The organism is Hydrocoleum sp. CS-953, from assembly GCF_002260545.1.
In the GTDB taxonomy this organism is placed as follows: Bacteria; Cyanobacteriota; Cyanobacteriia; order Cyanobacteriales; family Microcoleaceae; genus Trichodesmium.
The window spans coordinates 1-2,176 of sequence record NZ_LGSU01000100.1 but is presented as its reverse complement, the minus strand read 5'-3'; the positions used below and the strand labels follow the sequence as shown (position 1 = coordinate 2,176).

General features: G+C 32.0%; 1 pseudogene. It reads left to right on the top strand.

What is annotated here, in order from left to right:
* Window positions 1-593 precede the first annotated feature (593 nt).
* Window positions 594-1,701 (top strand): annotated as a pseudogene (locus AFK68_RS00620) (lipid-A-disaccharide synthase-related protein); the annotation flags it as partial.
* Window positions 1,702-2,176 lie beyond the last annotated feature (475 nt).

The following is a 2,176-nucleotide window of genomic DNA, read 5'->3' as shown; positions in this document are numbered from 1 at the left end:
TATTTTTTCCTGATACCAAATTCAATTTGGTTATTTATAGGACTCTCACTAGAAAACTGTTAAAATATTTACAGTCTAAAATGGTGTAACTTTGTGGAATTATGCTGTTTATAGAAAAACAATTATTATCATAAAAAGATTTGCTTGAAGGTGAGGATCAGGCTATGTTACTACCAGATAAAAAATTGATGATACTTGTTAATTATTTTTATCTTCCTGCCTATACCTGAAAGTTTTTAGTTTGAGTATTAGACATCTCTAATAATCAAAAATTAAATCAATTATCCCCCAGAAATTATCAATTATTTGTCCCTACTTCCTACTCACTCTTTGATGCAAAAGTCTATTCTCAAATATCAAAGAATAAGTGACTTTTTCCTACTTAGACTTGAGAAAAAAATAGGTTAAAAATAAGCTCAAAACATTATACAGTAGTGATTTTACCTTAAATCAACTTTTTTCTTGATATATCTAGGTTCCAGCTATTTTTAGCACTGTGAAGTATTTGCCTTGCTAATACTAAGTTTGGAGTCATTTTCGGTATAAAAAATCTCTAAAGTACGCTACTCCCTACTCCCTACTCCCTAATTAGTATGAAAACAAAAAATATACTTTTTCTAAGTAATGGTCATGGAGAAGATACACATAATTGTCAAATTATTAAAGCTTTCAGAAAAATTTCCCCTGATACAAATATATCAGCTATGCCTATTGTTGGTTCTGGTAATAGTTATAAAAGTTTAAATATACCAATTATTAATCCTACAGCAAATATGCCATCGGGAGGATTTTTATATCTCAATCCTTTGTTATTATTTAAAGACTTGGGACAAGGATTAATTAGTTTAACTTGGCGACAGTTACAGACAGTTTGGAAATTTGCTAAAAATTACGATTTAATTATGGCTACTGGAGATATTGTAGTAGCAGCGATCGCCTATTCGACAAAGGTTCCTTATGTGGTATTTCTTTCGGCTGATTCTAGTTATTATGAAGGTCGAATTAATTTAGGTTTAATATTGCCAAAATTACTCAATAATTCTCGATGTTTGAAAGTTTTTTCTAGGGATGCTTTGACGGCAGAAGATTTAAACCGACAAGGAATTAAGAAGGCAGAATTTGTTGGTACGCCAGTTATGGATAATTTAACTTCAACAGGGAAAAATTTACAGCTTAAACCAGAGTTATTTACTATTGCTATTTTGCCTGGTTCCCGTTTACCGGAAGCTGGTAGGAATTTATGTTTGCTGCTGAAACTGGTTAAAGAAATTGTCAAAGTTATGGGAGTAAATGTTTGTCAGTTCCGCGTAGCAACTGTACCTATCTTAATGTCTGAACTAGAGGCAATAGGTATTTCTGAAGGTTGGGAATATCAAAGGGGTAAATTAACATTTTTAACTGAAGAATATACAATAGAAGTAATTTGTTATGAGGATGCTTTTGCAGATATTTTACAACATTCAAATTTAGTAATTGGTATGGCTGGAACTGCTATAGAACAATCTGTAGGATTAGGAAAACCTGTAATTACTATTCCTGGTGAAGGTCCTTCATTTACCTATCGTTTTGCGGAAGCTCAAACTAGACTTTTAGGTTCTTCAGTACAGGTTATTGGTAAACAAGCAGCTAATAGTTTTATTCTGCACGAAGCTGCTCAAAAAGTAAAAGCAACTTTGGGAGATAAAGAGTATTTAGAAGCTTNAAATTTAGTAATTGGTATGGCTGGAACTGCTATAGAACAATCTGTAGGATTAGGAAAACCTGTAATTACTATTCCTGGTGAAGGTCCTTCATTTACCTATCGTTTTGCGGAAGCTCAAACTAGACTTTTAGGTTCTTCAGTACAGGTTATTGGTAAACAAGCAGCTAATAGTTTTATTCTGCAAGAAGCTGCTCAAAAAGTAAAAGCAACTTTGGGAGATAAAGAGTATTTAGAAGCTTGTATTCAGAATGGTTTAGAGCGAATGGGAAAACCAGGAGCTAGTGCTAAAATAGCTGATTATCTTGTTAAATATCTCCAGGAATATAAATAGCTAGTTCATTAATTGATAATTGGTAAGCATTCAGCTATTAGCAATAATATCCAGGTCTTATACCAAATTCAAAAAAGGCAGTTACATCTTAATTTGTGATTTATTCCTACAATAAAAAATTGTAAATTCCATAAATTGTAAAA